General features: G+C 68.9%; 14 protein-coding genes and 1 tRNA gene. 8 read left to right on the plus strand and 7 right to left on the minus strand.

The genetic code is table 11. The features are described from left to right. Both ACRDPN_RS08465 and ACRDPN_RS08470 read left to right on the plus strand, forming a co-directional pair. Positions 1–953, plus strand: a 953-nt coding sequence (locus ACRDPN_RS08465) for an aspartate kinase (protein ID WP_431446985.1), incomplete at its 5' end; no start/stop codon positions are given. After that, positions 950–1,975 (plus strand): aspartate-semialdehyde dehydrogenase, encoded by a 1,026-nt coding sequence (locus ACRDPN_RS08470; RefSeq protein WP_431446986.1) that lies wholly within the window; start codon positions 950–952, stop codon positions 1,973–1,975. The genes ACRDPN_RS08465 and ACRDPN_RS08470, both read left to right, overlap by 4 nt. 35 nt (positions 1,976–2,010) lie before the next feature. On the opposite strand, the gene ACRDPN_RS08475 is transcribed toward ACRDPN_RS08470, so the two are convergent. From ACRDPN_RS08475 to ACRDPN_RS08490, 4 genes are all read right to left on the minus strand, one after another. Further along, complete coding sequence (locus tag ACRDPN_RS08475) at positions 2,011–3,981, minus strand: acetoacetate--CoA ligase (protein ID WP_431446988.1); 1,971 nt, start codon at positions 3,979–3,981, stop codon at positions 2,011–2,013. After that, entirely contained in the window at positions 3,981–4,712 is a 732-nt protein-coding gene (locus ACRDPN_RS08480; RefSeq protein ID WP_431446990.1) for a hypothetical protein, read from the minus strand. Before ACRDPN_RS08480 ends, ACRDPN_RS08475 begins: the two co-directional genes overlap by 1 nt. Positions 4,713–4,774: 62 nt before the next feature. Further along, positions 4,775–4,848: transfer RNA gene (locus tag ACRDPN_RS08485), tRNA-Pro, on the minus strand. A gap of 5 nt (positions 4,849–4,853) precedes the next feature. Further along, on the minus strand, positions 4,854–5,813 hold the full coding sequence (locus ACRDPN_RS08490) for a metallophosphoesterase (RefSeq protein WP_431446992.1): 960 nt from the start codon (positions 5,811–5,813) through the stop codon (positions 4,854–4,856). 54 nt (positions 5,814–5,867) lie between these two features. Between ACRDPN_RS08490 and ACRDPN_RS08495 the strand changes: the two genes are divergently transcribed. Next, positions 5,868–6,329, plus strand: coding sequence for a GatB/YqeY domain-containing protein (locus tag ACRDPN_RS08495; RefSeq protein WP_431446993.1), 462 nt, complete (start codon positions 5,868–5,870; stop codon positions 6,327–6,329). Positions 6,330–6,338: 9 nt separating this feature from the next. Here ACRDPN_RS08495 and ACRDPN_RS08500 read toward each other — a convergent pair whose 3' ends face one another. Next, positions 6,339–8,510 (minus strand): transglycosylase domain-containing protein, encoded by a 2,172-nt coding sequence (locus ACRDPN_RS08500; protein WP_431446995.1) that lies wholly within the window; start codon positions 8,508–8,510, stop codon positions 6,339–6,341. A gap of 201 nt (positions 8,511–8,711) precedes the next feature. On the opposite strand from ACRDPN_RS08500, the gene ACRDPN_RS08505 reads away from it, so the two are divergent. Beyond that, positions 8,712–8,975, plus strand: coding sequence for a WhiB family transcriptional regulator (locus ACRDPN_RS08505; RefSeq protein WP_431446996.1), 264 nt, complete (start codon positions 8,712–8,714; stop codon positions 8,973–8,975). A gap of 17 nt (positions 8,976–8,992) precedes the next feature. Here ACRDPN_RS08505 and ACRDPN_RS08510 read toward each other — a convergent pair whose 3' ends face one another. Both ACRDPN_RS08510 and ACRDPN_RS08515 read right to left on the minus strand, forming a co-directional pair. After that, positions 8,993–10,213 carry an ArsA family ATPase gene (locus ACRDPN_RS08510; RefSeq protein WP_431446997.1) on the minus strand — a complete coding sequence of 407 codons (1,221 nt, stop codon included), beginning with the start codon at positions 10,211–10,213 and terminating at the stop codon, positions 8,993–8,995. Next, positions 10,210–11,190, minus strand: a complete 981-nt coding sequence (locus ACRDPN_RS08515; protein ID WP_431446998.1) for an ArsA-related P-loop ATPase — start codon at positions 11,188–11,190, stop codon at positions 10,210–10,212. Before ACRDPN_RS08515 ends, ACRDPN_RS08510 begins: the two co-directional genes overlap by 4 nt. Positions 11,191–11,239: 49 nt before the next feature. Between ACRDPN_RS08515 and ACRDPN_RS08520 the strand changes: the two genes are divergently transcribed. The 4 genes from ACRDPN_RS08520 to ACRDPN_RS08535 are packed head-to-tail and all read left to right on the plus strand — an operon-like array spanning position 11,240 to position 13,438. Continuing rightward, on the plus strand, positions 11,240–11,398 hold the full coding sequence (locus ACRDPN_RS08520; protein ID WP_431446999.1) for a DUF4177 domain-containing protein: 159 nt from the start codon (positions 11,240–11,242) through the stop codon (positions 11,396–11,398). Continuing rightward, positions 11,395–11,859 carry a RidA family protein gene (locus ACRDPN_RS08525; protein WP_431447000.1) on the plus strand — a complete coding sequence of 155 codons (465 nt, stop codon included), beginning with the start codon at positions 11,395–11,397 and terminating at the stop codon, positions 11,857–11,859. The genes ACRDPN_RS08520 and ACRDPN_RS08525 overlap by 4 nt, the downstream gene beginning before the upstream one ends. Beyond that, the gene (locus ACRDPN_RS08530) at positions 11,859–12,671 is read left to right on the plus strand and encodes an NUDIX hydrolase (protein ID WP_431447002.1); all 813 of its coding nucleotides are present in this window, start codon (positions 11,859–11,861) and stop codon (positions 12,669–12,671) included. The genes ACRDPN_RS08525 and ACRDPN_RS08530 overlap by 1 nt, the downstream gene beginning before the upstream one ends. Then, a complete protein-coding gene (locus tag ACRDPN_RS08535) occupies positions 12,668–13,438 on the plus strand; it encodes an MBL fold metallo-hydrolase (RefSeq protein WP_431447004.1) in 771 nt (256 codons plus the stop codon). The genes ACRDPN_RS08530 and ACRDPN_RS08535 overlap by 4 nt, the downstream gene beginning before the upstream one ends. The last annotated feature ends 19 nt before the right edge of the window (positions 13,439–13,457 follow it).

The raw sequence follows: 13,457 nt of genomic DNA on the forward strand, positions 1-13,457 counted from the left end.
GCCGGGCCAAGATCATCGACGTCACGCCCGGACGCCTGCAAGCTGCTCTCGCCGAGGGGGCGATCGCGATCGTCGCGGGCTTCCAGGGCGTCTCGCAGACCACCAAGGACATCACCACGCTCGGCCGGGGCGGCTCCGACACCACCGCCGCCGCCCTTGCGGCTGCCCTGGGCGCGGACGTCTGTGAGATCTACTCCGACGTCGACGGCATCTTCACCGCCGACCCCCGCATCGTGCCCAACGCCAGGCAGATTCCCCGCATCTCCTACGAAGAGGCGCTGGAGATGACGGCCAACGGCGCCAAGATCCTCCACCTGCGGTGCGTCGAGTACGCGCGCCGCAACGACATCCCGATCCACGTGCGCTCGTCGTTCAGCAACCGGCCCGGCACGTGGGTCGTCTCGAGCGAAGACGTTCGGAAGGACCCCGACATGGAACAAGCCATCATCAGCGGAGTCGCCCACGACCGCAGCGAGGCCAAGGTCACGGTCGTCGGCGTGCCCGACAAGGTCGGTGAGGCGGCGGCCATCTTCCGCGCGCTCGCCGACGCGCAGATCAACATCGACATGATCGTGCAGAACGTCTCGGCTGCGGCCACGGCGCTCACCGACATCTCGTTCACCCTGCCGCGCGCCGACGGGCAGACCGCCATGACCGCGCTGGCCCGGCTCAAGGACGAGATCGGCTTCGAGCGTCTGCAGTACGACGACGGCGTCGGCAAGGTCTCCATCATCGGAGCCGGCATGCGCTCGTCACCGGGCATCACCGCCACGTTCTTCCAAGCGCTGGCCGACGCGGGCGTGAACATCGAGATGATCTCCACCTCGGAGATCCGCATCTCGGTCGTCGTCAGTGAGAACCAGGTCGACGCGGCCGTCAACGCCGCCCACGACGCGTTCGAGCTGGGCTCGGACGAGGTCGAAGCCGTCGTCTATGGAGGCACCGGCCGATGACGAGCATCGGCATCGTCGGTGCCACCGGTCAGGTCGGCACTGTCATGCGGCAGCTCCTCGCCGAGCGCGACTTTCCCGCAGACGAGGTGCGCTTCTTCGCGTCCGAGCGTTCAGCGGGCAAGACCCTGCCTTGGAAGGGTGGCGAGATCGTCGTCGAGGACACTGCCACGGCCGATCCGTCCGGGCTCGACATCGCGTTGTTCTCGGCGGGCGCCACCACGTCCCGTGCGCAGGCGCCTCGTTTCGCCGCGGCCGGCGCCATTGTCATCGACAACTCCTCGGCGTTCCGCAAGGACCCCGAGATCCCGCTGGTCGTGAGCGAGGTCAACCCCCAGGACATCCGCGGCCTGAAGCACGGGATCATCGCCAACCCCAACTGCACCACCATGGCGGCGATGCCGGTCCTCAAGCCGCTGCACGACGAAGCCGGACTGGTGCGGCTGGTCGTCGCGTCGTACCAAGCCGTATCGGGATCGGGTGTCGCCGGCGTCGAGGAGCTGCACACGCAGGCGCTGGCGGTCGTCGACAAGGCCGACGCCTTCACCCACGACGGGTCCGCGGTCGACTTCCCCACGCCGGTCAAGTACTCCGCCCCGATTGCGTTCAACGTGCTGCCGCTGGCCGGCACGATTGTGGACGACGGGTGGAACGAGACCGACGAGGAGCAGAAGCTCCGCAACGAGAGCCGCAAGATCCTCGGCATCCCCGATCTCAGGGTCGCGGGCACCTGCGTGCGTGTGCCCGTGTTCACCGGCCACTCGCTGTCGATCCATGCCCAGTTCGACCAGCCGATCACCCCCGAGCGCGCGACCGAGATCCTCGGCACGGCACCGGGTGTCCGGCTCGTCGACGTGCCGACGCCGCTGCAGGCGGCGGGCGCCGACCCGAGCCTCGTCGGACGCATCCGCCAGGACCAGTCGCTCGATGACGGCACCGGACTCGTCATGTTCGTGAGCGGCGACAACCTCCGCAAGGGCGCCGCGCTCAACACCATCCAGATCGCCGAGCTGCTCCTCGCCTGACGCTGGCGCTCAGGTGTCGTCTCCGCGCTGGTCAGCTATGAACGCAGGCCGACGAAGACGTCGAGCGAGTCCGGGTCGGTCAGCGCGCCCTTGGCCGCGACGTCGTCGACGGCAGCACCGCGCAGGATCTTCTTGACCGGAACCTCGAGCTTCTTGCCCGAGAGCGTGCGCGGCAGCGCCGGGACGGCGTGCACCTCGTCGGGGATGTGGCGCGGCGACAGGCGGGTGCGGAGCTCCCGGGCGATGGACGCACGCAGGTCGTCGTCGAGCTCCTGCCCCTCGGCCAGCACGACGAACAGGATCAGCGTTCCCGCGCCACCCTCGTCGTCCTCGAGGTGCACGACCAGGCTGTCGGCCACGCCGGGCAGCGACTCGACGACGGAGTAGAACTCCGAGGTGCCGAGCCGGACGCCGCCGCGGTTCAGGGTCGCGTCGCTGCGTCCGGTGACGACGCACGTGCCGCGCTCGGTGATCGTGATCCAGTCGCCGTGCCGCCAGACGCCCGGGAAGTCCTCGAAGTACGCCTCGCGGTAGCGCGACCCGTCGTCGTCACCCCAGAAGCCGACCGGCATGGAGGGCATCGGCTGGGTGATGACGAGCTCTCCGAGCTCGTCGACCACCGGACGACCGGTCTCGTCGAACGCGTCGACCGCACAGCCGAGGCTGCGGCAGGAGATCTCGCCGGCGTAGACCGGCACCGTGGGCGCCGCGCCGACGAACGCCGAGCAGACGTCGGTGCCGCCCGAGACGGACGCGAGCTGAAGGGTGTCGCTCACCGCCTCGTACACCCACCGGAACCCTTCGGCCGGCAGCGGAGCGCCGGTGGAGCCGAGCGCGCGCAGGTACGACAGGTCGGCGAGGTCGCGCGGCACCAGCTCCTCCTTGCGGCATTGCAGCAGGAACGGGGCGGACGTGCCGAAGTAGGTGAGCTCTAGTTCGTCGGCCAGGTGCCAGAGCATCGACAGGTCCGGGTGCGCGGGGTTGCCGTCGAACAAGGCGATGGTGGCGCCGACGCCGATGCCCGATGCCAGGTAGTTCCACATCATCCAGCCGGTGGTGGAGAACCAGAAGAACCGGTCAGTTGGGCCGAGATCGCTCTGCAGCGCGAGCACCTTGAGGTGCTCGATCGTGATGCCGCCGTGCCCGTGCATGATCGGCTTGGGCAGGCCGGTGGTGCCGGACGAGAACAACACGTAGAGCGGCGTGGCGAACGGCAACCGCTCGAACTCCAGCGGCGCCGGCCCAGAATCATGCACAGCCACCAGATCGGCCCAGGTCTTCGCGCCGTCGACGACTGTGCTTGCCGGGTCTGGGGCGTGGTCGTCGAGGTACGGCAGCCAGACGACGGTGTGGACACTCGGCAGCCGGGCCCGGATCGCCTCGACCTCGCCCCGGCGGTCGACGGCCTTGGTGCCGTACGTGTACCCGTCGACGGCGAGGAGCAGCTTCGGCTCGATCTGCTGCCAACGGTCGATGACGCTCTGCACGCCGAACTCCGGGGCACACGAGCTGAACACGGCGCCGAGGCTCGCCGCGGCCAGCATCAAGACGAGCGTCTCCGGGATGTTCGGTGCGTACGCGGCCACGCGGTCGCCGGGTCCGACGCCGAAGCGCACGAGTCCGGCGCGGGCGCGTGCCACCTGGTCGCGCAGCTCGGCCGCGGTGATCCGGATCTCATCTCGCGACTGCGAGCGGGCGATCACGACGACGTCGTCGTCGGCGCGGCCGGGCATCTGCAGCATCGCCTCGGCGTAGTTGAGCCGGACGTCGGGGAACCAGACCGCCCCGGGCATCGAGTCGTCTGCGACCGCGACCGTGGCGTCACCGTCAGCGGGTAGGTCGAAGTGGCGCCACACCGCTGACCAGAAGGCTTCGAGATCGGTGGTCGACCATCGCCAGAGCTCCTCGTAGGAGTCGAAGGCGGGACCGCCGTCCGCCACCACCGCGTCGGCGAATTCGTCGAGCCGGGTGCGTTCGCCGGTCGGTCGCCAGAGGACCTCGCCCATCAACGCGGATGGGGCTGGTCAGCGGCGAGGTGCATCACGCGGCACGACACCATGAAAGTCAGCGTGCCGAGGGCGGGCAGGAGGAGCCACGCGCCGGGACCGGCCGCGAGCTCAAGGAGCGGCGAGAACATCAGCACGAGCACGAGGACGAGGAGGATCGACATCGCACTGATGACGCGGGCGTGCATGACACCAAACCCCTCGAGCAGGAGCTCGCCGGCCGCGTACGTCAGGAACGCCACCACGACGAGGACCAGTGCCTTCCAGCCGCTGGCGGCCGTGGCGCTGCCGGCAGCGGAGAACAGCTCGTACGACAGCCACCCGAGCGCCACGGCGAGCAGGCCGGCGAGGAGGCCGGTGACGGCGGCGCCGAGCAGCGGCGAGAGGTGAGGCAGCCTGAGGCCGCGGGCAAGACCCAGGCTTCGGCGAACGGATCGGCTGGCTCCGTACCTGGCGTTGCGTGCCCTCTCGCCCACCCGGCTGCCGGCCAGGCGTGCCCGCCCGGCGAGTCCTGCTCCTGGGCGCCGTGGTGGTGACGGGATGCGGATCGAGGGTCGCCGGCGGGGCGCCGGTGACGCCGCCTTGCTCTTGAGCTTCGCGCGCGGAGTGCTGGCCGTCGCACGTGCGGTTGGCCGCACCTTCGTGGAACCCGTCTGAGCAGGGCGGACGACGACGGTCTTCTTCACCACCTTCTTGACGACCCTCTTGGGGTGGCGCCGCTGCTCGACCATGTGGTCATTTTCGCACAGCGCTGGCCGAGCGCCGGGCGGCGTCAGAACGCTGGACACATGAGTCGGGGTGACAGGATTTGAACCTGCGGCCTCGTCGTCCCGAACGACGCGCGCTACCAAGCTGCGCCACACCCCGGTGCCCTACGTGGGCAACCCGGGCGAGTCTATCCCAGTCAGCGTGAGCAGGGTGGCCTCGGGGCGGCAGGCGAAACGCACCGGTGTGAAGGGCGACGTGCCGAGCCCGGCCGACACGTGCAACCACGACGGATCGTGGCTTGAGTCATGGCGACCTCCGGGCGCGGGTGCGGTATGCGTGTGCAGACCCTTGGCCCGCTTGCGGTCGAGGTCGCAGTTGGTGACGAGCGCTCCGTAGAAGGGCAAGCACACCTGCCCGCCGTGCGTGTGCCCGGCCATGATGAGCGGATAGCCGAGCGTGTTCCAACGGTCGAGCACGCGCAGATACGGAGCGTGCGCCACGCCGATCGCAAGATCCGCGGACGCGTCGGCCGGCTCCTCGTCGAGCTCGTCGAACCCGAGGTGCGGGTCGTCGACACCGACGAAGGCGAGTCGGCGGCCGGCGACCTCGAGCGTGGCGTGGGTGTTGCTGAGATCGGTCCATCCTCGTGCCGCGAACGCCCGCCGCATCGGCCCGAACGGGAGATCCCGCTTGCGGGTGAGCCACCAGTCGTTGCGTCCGGACGACATGCCGGTGCCACCGGTCAGGTACCGGACCGGGTTCTTGCGGATGGGCGAGTAGTAGTCGTTCGAGCCGAGGACGAAGACTCCCGGCAGGTCGAGCAGGTCTCCGTACGCGTCGAGCACCGACGGAAGCGCGTCGACGTGGCCGAGGTTGTCGCCGGTGTTGACCACCATGTCGGGCTCGAGCTCGGCGAGCCCTCGCAACCACTGCTGCTTGCGATGCTGCCCGGGCGTCATGTGGGCGTCGGAAAGGTGCAGGACGCGAAGCGGAGACGAGCCGGCCGGCAGCACCGGAACGGTGACCTCGCGCAGCGTGAACGCCCGGACCTCGTACAGCGACGCGTACGCCAGACCCGCCGCCATGGCTCCGAAGACGCCGAGGGGCCAGTGGGTGGGTCGCATTGCCTCAGCCTAGGAGACGCGTCCTGGTCGGGCACCCGGTGAGAGGATGACGCCATGTCTGAGCTCAAGGACCGACTCCGTGCCGATCTCACCACCGCGATGAAGGCGCGCGACTCGTTGCGCACCGGCACCCTGCGGATGGTCCTGACCGCCATCTCGACCGCGGAGGTGGGCGGCAAGCAGGCGCGCGAGCTGTCCGACGACGACGTCATCGGCGTGCTGACGTCGGAGGCCAAGAAGCGGCGTGAGGCCGCCGACGCGTTCGACGCCGGCAACCGGCCTGAGCTCGCCGCCAAGGAGCGCGACGAGTCCGCGATCCTGGCCGAGTACCTGCCGGCCCAGCTCGATGAGGACGAGATCCGCGAAATCGTCACTGCAGCGGTCGAGTCGACCGGGTCGGCCGGCGCCGGCATGAAGGCGATGGGTGCGGTGATGGGTGTCGTGCAGCCGCAGGTGAAGGGTCGCGCCGAGGGCAAGATGGTGGCCGCCGAGGTCAAGCGTCAGCTCGGAGCCTGACCCGGCTCCTCAGTCGTCCTCGTCGTTCTTCTTCTTTTTCTTCTTTTCTGGCTCGTCCTGGCTCGGTGTGAAGACCCGGGGCTGGCGAAGCGGCGGCGGGTCGAACGGCTCCGGGCTCAGGTACTGCTGGATCGCGCCCATGGCCTTCTTCCACATCGGGCCGGCGAGCGAGGAGCCGCCGACCTGCTGGAAGCTGATCGGCGTACCACGGAGCGTGGCTCCGGAGAGCGAGATGGGCACGCCCTTGCCGTTCGCTCCCGCGATCATCGACGCGGCCACGAGCTCGGGCGTGTAGCCCATGTACCAGACGGCCCTGTTGCTCTGCGTCGTTCCGGTCTTGGCTGCCGACGGGATCTGGAGTCCGGTGCCGTTGGAGAATCCGAAGCCGCCCGGCTTCTGCAGTCCCGTGAGGATGTCGTTGAGCTGCGCGGCGTCGTCCTTGTCCATCACCCGACGGCACTCCTTCGTGTACTCCTTGATGACCTTGCCCTCCATGTCGACGATGGCGTCGACCGGCTGCGGATCGCAGTACATGCCCCCGCTGGCCGGAGTGGCATAGGCGGCGGCCATCGTGAGCGGACTCACCGACGTGACGCCGAGCGTGAACGGACCGACCTGGTCTGAGACGCCGCTCTCGATGTCGTAGGGCACCGTGATGCCCATCGCCTCGGCCGCCTTCACGGTGTTGCAGAGGCCGGCTTCCTTCTCGAGCTGGGCGAAGTAGGTGTTCACCGACTCGCGCAGGCCGGTGTACATGTTCTTGCGGCCGGAGGTGGTGGAGTTGGAGACCTTCCACGGAAAGGTGCTTTGGCCTTCGCAGTCGAAGTACGTGCCCTGCGGCATCGTGAGGAACTTGGGCGCGTAGTAGGTGCGACTGGGCGGGATGCCTTTCTTGAGTGCCGCGGCGGTCGTGAACATCTTGAACGTGGACCCGGCCTGGAAGCCGCCGGAGTCGCCGAACCTGGTGGGCACCGTGTAGTTGATGTACGACTCACCGGCCTTCTTGTCGCGACCCATCGGGCGCGACTGCGAGACGCCACGGACCTTTCCGGTGCCGGGCTCGACGAGTGCGAGGGCGCCGATCGCCCTGTCCTTGGGGCCGACCGTGCTCTGGACCGCCTTGTTGATCGCCTTCTGCATGCGCGTGTCGATGCTGGACTTGATCGTCAGGCCGCCGCGCTCGAGGCGGGCACGCCGCTCCTGCACGTTGGCGCCGAGGGCGGGTTCGGTGAGCAGGTAGCGGCGAACGTAGTCGCACGAGAACTCGGCCTTCGACGTCACACATCCGTTCGGGAAGGAGGTGATGTCGAGTCCGAGTGGCTCGGCCATGAGCTCGTCGGACTTGCTCTGGGACAGCTTGCCGTTGGCGACCATCGCGCCTAGCACCAGATTGCGTCGTTGCAGCGCCCGCTCGGGGTAGACCCGTGGATCGAACTCGACCGGGTTCTTGACGAGGCCGGCGAGCGTGGCCGACTGCAGCACGTTGAGCTCGTCCGGGCTCTTCGAGAAGAAGTGGTTGGCCGCCGACTGGATGCCGTAGGCGCCGTCGCCGAAGTAGGCGATGTTGAAGTAGCGCTCGAGGATCTCTTCCTTGGTGTGGTCCTGCTCGTACTCGATGGCGAGCTTGAGCTCACGGATCTTGCGGGCGATCGACTCCTTCGTGGCGGCCTGCACCTGCTCCTTGGTGGTGGCCTGCTGGATGAGTGTCAGCTTGACGAGCTGCTGGGTGATGGACGAGCCGCCCTGGGTCTGGCCGTCGGAGGCGTTGTTGACCAGGGCTCGCAGGGTTCCTTCGAGGTCGAGGGCGCCATGCGTGTAGAACCGGGTGTCCTCGATCGAGAGCAGGGCGTCCTGCATGTTGCCGCTGATCTTCTTGAGCGGGATGTCCTGCCGGTTCTCCTCGTAGAAGTACGCCAGCAGGCTGCCGTCGGACGCGAGGAGACGGGTGGTCTGGGCGGCCGGGGCGTCCTCGAGCCCGAGCGGCAGGTCGACCACGGCGTCGCTGACGTTGTTGACCGTGACCGCCGTGAACGCCGCGGCCGGCACGAACACGGCGGCGAGGATGACGCCGGCGAGGGCGGAGAGACGTGCCATCGCCCAGAGGATCGAACCGTCGTGCTCAGGGGGAGGACCCGACTGGACGCGACGGCGCACCGAGTCGGTCAGATCGTCCCAGGACATGGGCCAAGACTACGGGACGCCTTGAGAGCTTTCCGCCTGCCTCCGCGGTAAACGCCGCCATCGACGCAGGTCAGGGGTAGCCCAAAAGGACTACATGAGAACCACTCGGTCGTGTCTTATGTGCACCCCGTCAAATTCGTACGTTTGTCTCCACGTCACTGCTCGGTCAATGGGTGGCCGATCTCGGGAAGGGTGATCGTCATGGGGTGGAACGAAAACTGGGCCGCGGCCGCCGCGTGCAAGGGCAAGTCTGATGCTCTCTTCGTCAAAGGTGCTGAGCAGAATCGCGCCAAGCAGGTCTGCGGCGGTTGCTCCGTCCGTGCCGAATGCCTCGCCGAGGCGCTCGACAACCGCATCGAGTGGGGCGTCTGGGGCGGCATGACCGAGCGCGAGCGCCGTGCTCTCCTGCGTCGTCGTCCGAACGTGACGACCTGGCGCAGAATCCTTCAGCCCGCCGCTTCCTGAGGCTAGGGCGCGTCGCCCTACCCGTCTGCCAGCAGCTCGCCGATGCGGCGGAGCCCGTCGAGGTCGTGCACGTCGCCGGGGAGCGCCGGCACCGAAACCTTCGGCACGCGTGGGTGCGCCGCGGAGAACCGCTGGGCCACGCGTGTCTCCCGCTTCGACAGCCGGGCTCGATCGGCGTGCACGGCCAGCAGCTCTGACGTCGCTCGCTTGGCACCGCCGCCCGTGGCGAGCTTTCGTCCTGCTGACTCGGCATCTGCCGCGGTGATGCTCTCGATGCCGTCGAGATGGACGCGGTTGACCACCAGCCCGGCGAGCGGCATCTTCTCGGTCGAGAGCCGCTCGACGAAGTAGGCCGCCTCGCGCATCGCGTCGACCTCGGGCGCTGCCACGACGAGGAACGCCGTCCCGTCCGCCTGCAGCAGCGAGTAGGTCGCTTCGGCGCGCTGCCGGAAGCCCCCGAAGAGTGTGTCCAGAGCGGCGACGAACGCCTGCACGTCGGTGAGGAACTGCGCGCCCAGCACTTTGTTGAGTGCCTTGGTGACGATTCCGAAGCCGGCCGTCATAAGCCGGGCGGGGCCGCGCGCCGGCGCGACCATGAGCCGCATGAAGCGGCCGTCGAGCAGGGACGACAGGCGCTCCGGCGCGTCCAGGAAGTCGAGAGCCGAGCGCGACGGTGGCGTGTCGACGACGATGAGGTCCCAGCGTGGCCGATCCGCATCATCGGCCACCGCCTCGGCGTGCAGCTGGCCGAGCTTCTCCATCGCCATGTACTCCTGCGTGCCCGCGAACGAGCTGGAGAGCGCGACGTAGAACGGGTTCGCCAGGATCTGCTCCGCCTTCTCCGGTGTGGAGTGTGCCTCGACGACCTCGTCGAACGTGCGCTTCATGTCGAGCATCATCGCGTCGAGCCGTCCGCCCCCCGTCTCGTCGACGCCGTCGACCAGGCGGGGGACGTTGTCGAGCTCGGTGAGCCCCATGGACTGGGCGAGCCGTCGGGCCGGGTCGATCGTCAGGACGCAGACCTGGCGTCCCTGCTCGGCCGCCCGGAGTGCGAGGGCAGCCGACGTGGTGGTCTTGCCGACACCACCGGAACCGCAGCAAACGATGATCTCGGTGCCGGGATCGGCCAGCAAGGCGTCGACGTCGACGGCGTCGTGCTGAGGGCCGGGTGCGGCCGGTCCGGTTGAGCGAGAGGTTCGATGCTTCTTCCTCGGCATCGTCGTGGGGCGACCCGTCATGCCACCTCGCCCCGTTGCAGAAGGTCGTCACGCAGGAACCCGGCGAGCTCGAAGAGAGCGCCTTGGTCGATGGCGTCCGGGAGGGTCGGCAGCTCGATGACGGGACGGTCGGTCTGGCTGAGCATCTCGCGCTGCGCGTCCTGGAGCGCCTGCCGCTCGACGTGCGCGGATCCCTGGTCGATGAGCGCTCGAGCCGCGTCGGCTTCCAGGGCGACGGACTTGAGCGCGGAGGCGACCTGCTTCGTGCCGAGCGCGCCGGACCGGAAAGCGTCGCGGGTGTCGTCGCTGAGCAGCGACGGCTGGACGAGGTTGACGATGACATGGCCCACCGGGAGTGTCGTGTCGCGCAGCCCGTCGATCCCGTCGAGCGTCTCCTGGACGGGCATCTCCTCGAGCACGGTCACGAGGTGGACGTGCGTGGACCTGCTCCGCATCATCGCCATGATCGAGCTCGCCTGGCGACGCACCGGGCCGACACGGGCGAGTCCGGCCACTTCCTCGTTGACGTTCAGGAATCGCGCGATGCGGCCGGTGGGCGGGGCGTCCATGACGACGGCGTCGTAGGTGAATCGGTCGCCGTTGCGCCGGCGGGCAGCTTCGTAGACCTTGCCGGTGAGCAGGACGTCGCGGACACCCGGTGCGATCGTGGTGGCGAAGTCGATGATGCCGAACCGGTCGAGTGCCTTCCCGGCGCGGCCGAGCCGGTAGTACATCTGCAGGTACTCCAGCAGCGCGGCCTCCGGGTCGATGGCGAGCGCGTAGACCTCGCCGCCGCCGAGTCCGACCCCGACCTTGCGCTCCTCGTACGGGAGTGGCGGGACGTCGAAGAGCTGGGCGATTCCTTGCCGGCCCTCGACCTCGCACAGCAGGACGCGTTGTCCGGCGTCGGCCAGCGCCGTCGCCAGCGCGGCGGCCACGGTCGTCTTGCCCGTGCCGCCCTTGCCGGTGACGACGTGGAGGGGAGTCGCGTTGGCCACGGGTGAAGGGTAGCGAGAGCCCTACTGCCACCGGCGATACAGTCGCTCCATGACGCAATGGGAGTACTTGACCGCACCGGTGCTGGTGCACACGACGAAGCAGATCCTCGACAACTTCGGGTCCGACGGCTGGGAGCTCGTGCAGATCGTGCCGGGCATGAACCCGGAGAACCTGGTCGCCTACTTCAAGCGGCCGGTGCAGTCGTGACGTCCTCACCCGAGGAACGCTTGGCCGAGCTCGGGCTCAGCGTCCCATCGGTGGTGCCGCCGGTCGCGGCCTACGTCCCGGCAGTGCGAAGCGGCTCACACGTCTTCACGGCCGGGCAGCTGCCGCTGCGTGACGGTGAGCTCATCGCCACCGGAAAGGTCGGCGACGCCGTCTCGGTCGAGGAGGCCACCGAGTGCGCGCAGCAGTGCGCGCTCAACGCGATCGCGGCGGTCAAGTCGGTCGTGGGCGACCTCGCGAGCATCCGCCGCATCGTCAAGGCGGTCGTGTTCGTCGCCAGTGCGCCCGACTTCACCGGGCAGCCGGGCGTCGCCAACGGCGCGAGCGAGCTGCTCGGTGAGGTGTTCGGCGACGCCGGCGTGCATGCACGCAGCGCCGTCGGCGTCGCGGTTCTTCCGCTCGACGCGCCGGTGGAGGTCGAGCTCGTGGTCGAGGTGTCCTGATGCGCGTGCCGGTTCCCAGCTCGCTGCGTGATCACGTGGCGAAGCAGAAGGGTGAGCCGGCCGTTGCCAAGGACGCCGCCACGATCGCGCTGCTGCGAGACGGCGACTCCGGCATCGAGGCGTACCTCCTGCGCCGACAGAGCACCATGGCGTTCGCGCCGGGCATGTACGTGTTCCCGGGCGGCAAGGTGCATGACTCCGACCGCCTGGTCGAGGCGTGGGTCGGACCGTCGCCGCAGGAGTGGGGTCAGCGGTTCGGTTGTGACGCCGACATCGCTCGCACACTCGTCGTCGCCGCCGTGCGCGAGACGTTCGAGGAGTCGGGCATCCTGCTCGCAGGCCCGGACGCCGACTCGGTCGTCGCCGACACGAGTGGGCCGGACATGCAGACCGCACGGCTCTCGCTCGAGGAGGGTGAGTACGGGTTCGCCGACTTCCTGGCCGAGCACGGGCTGGTCCTGCGGGCCGACCTCCTCGGCGCGTGGTCGCATTGGATCACGCCGACGTTCGAGCCGCGGCGCTACGACACCCGGTTCTTCGTGGCCGCGCTTCCTGACGGCCAGGTCGTGGGCGAGGTGCCCAGCGAGGCCGACCGCGCCCACTGGGCGCCGGTGGAGCGTGTCCTCGAAGCGGTCGAGGCCGGGGAGGCGTCGATGCTGCCCCCGACAGCGATCACCTGCCGGGAGGTCTCGAAGCTCGCGGCGGCGGACATCCTCACGGCGTCCGCCGAACGGAAGATCATTCCCATCGAGCCGCGCCTCGTCGAGGTCGATGGCGAGCTGTTCCTCGAGAATCCCTTGGAGGATGTGTGAGCGACGACGTTGCCACGGTCACCGAACGCGCGTCGACCGTGCGGGCCGACAACCCGGGCATCATGACGCTCGGTGGAACGAACACGTGGATCCTGCGCGAGCCGGGCGGCACTCGCTCGGTCGTCGTCGACCCCGGCCCGGACGACGTCGAGCACCTCGACCTCGTGCGCAAGGCCGCCGGCGACGTCGCCTTGATCCTCTTCACGCATCGGCACTTCGATCACACCGATGCCCTGCAGGGATTCGCGGCACGTACGGGCGCGCCCGCGCGGGCCACCGACCCGGAGTTCTGCCTCGGCGCCGACCCACTGGTCGACGGCGAGACCATCGAGGTCGACGGGTTGCGGCTCGACGTCCTGGCCACCCCAGGCCACACCTCCGACTCCACCTGCTTCCGTCTCCTCGACGAGCCCACGCTGCTCAGTGGTGACACGGTGCTCGGCCAGGGCACGACGATCATCGCCCACCCCGACGGCGTGCTTGGCCCCTACCTCGACTCCCTCGCCCTGCTCCGCGAGCTGGTGGAGGAGGGCCTCGTCGAGCGCATCCTTCCTGGCCACGGCCCGGTCATCGACCAGCCCGGCGCGGTGCTCGACTACTACCTCGAACACCGCCAGGAACGCCTCGACCAGGTCCGCGCAGCCGTGGAGGCCGGCGCCACCACTGCCCGCGAGGTCGTCGAACGGGTCTACACCGACGTCGACGAGTCCCTCTGGCCAGCAGCAGAACTGAGCGTGAGAGCCCAGCTCGACTACCTCCGCCCCTGACTTCCAGAATTGAAGGGTG

Origin of the sequence: Aeromicrobium sp., assembly GCF_050700635.1 — a bacterium.
GTDB lineage: Bacteria > Actinomycetota > Actinomycetes > Propionibacteriales > Nocardioidaceae > Aeromicrobium.

What these genes read in the sequence shown, in the direction of transcription:
- ACRDPN_RS08520 (WP_431446999.1), top strand. Translation starts at nt 11,240, where the DNA reads ATGACGCAATGGGAGTACTTGACCGCACCGGTGCTGGTGCACACGACG.
- ACRDPN_RS08475 (WP_431446988.1), bottom strand. Translation starts at nt 3,981, where the DNA reads ATGGGCGAGGTCCTCTGGCGACCGACCGGCGAACGCACCCGGCTCGAC.
- ACRDPN_RS08470 (WP_431446986.1), top strand. Translation starts at nt 950, where the DNA reads ATGACGAGCATCGGCATCGTCGGTGCCACCGGTCAGGTCGGCACTGTC.
- ACRDPN_RS08510 (WP_431446997.1), bottom strand. Translation starts at nt 10,213, where the DNA reads ATGACGGGTCGCCCCACGACGATGCCGAGGAAGAAGCATCGAACCTCT.
- ACRDPN_RS08490 (WP_431446992.1), bottom strand. Translation starts at nt 5,813, where the DNA reads ATGCGACCCACCCACTGGCCCCTCGGCGTCTTCGGAGCCATGGCGGCG.
- ACRDPN_RS08495 (WP_431446993.1), top strand. Translation starts at nt 5,868, where the DNA reads ATGTCTGAGCTCAAGGACCGACTCCGTGCCGATCTCACCACCGCGATG.
- ACRDPN_RS08500 (WP_431446995.1), bottom strand. Translation starts at nt 8,510, where the DNA reads ATGTCCTGGGACGATCTGACCGACTCGGTGCGCCGTCGCGTCCAGTCG.
- ACRDPN_RS08480 (WP_431446990.1), bottom strand. Translation starts at nt 4,712, where the DNA reads ATGGTCGAGCAGCGGCGCCACCCCAAGAGGGTCGTCAAGAAGGTGGTG.
- ACRDPN_RS08530 (WP_431447002.1), top strand. Translation starts at nt 11,859, where the DNA reads ATGCGCGTGCCGGTTCCCAGCTCGCTGCGTGATCACGTGGCGAAGCAG.
- ACRDPN_RS08505 (WP_431446996.1), top strand. Translation starts at nt 8,712, where the DNA reads ATGGGGTGGAACGAAAACTGGGCCGCGGCCGCCGCGTGCAAGGGCAAG.